At 68.2% G+C, this 311-nt stretch carries 1 pseudogene; it reads left to right on the top strand.

Features of this window, described 5'->3' with window-relative positions:
* Nucleotides 1–153: 153 nt before the first annotated feature.
* A pseudogene (locus tag MKK88_RS34340) lies at nucleotides 154–311 on the top strand (amidase family protein); the annotation flags it as partial.

Below are 311 nucleotides of genomic sequence, written 5' to 3'. Positions count from 1 at the left end.
ACCACTTCAAGCGGCTCGCCATGATCGAGTACCAGCTCGGCGACACCGCCCATCACCTGCGCCGGATCACGCAGGACGAGAACGGCCTGCTGGCGGCGTAACCCCGGCGAACAAGGGGTTTCCAAAGGGCGAGCCCTTTGGGGGGGTGTCGGGGGGCTGGGCACGCAAACGGCGGGCTCGGTGATCCGGCCGGCAAGCTATTGCGGCTGCGCGGCGGTGAAACCGTCGTTCCGGTTGATCCCGACCGTGGGGGTGAAGACGTATTCCTGGGCGCTCGACACAGTCGGCCTGTTCGCCGCCGGGGTCGCGGA

It is taken from the genome of Methylobacterium sp. E-005 (assembly GCF_022829725.1).
In the GTDB taxonomy this organism is placed as follows: Bacteria; Pseudomonadota; Alphaproteobacteria; order Rhizobiales; family Beijerinckiaceae; genus Methylobacterium.
This window is presented reverse-complemented; position numbering and strand designations above follow the sequence as displayed.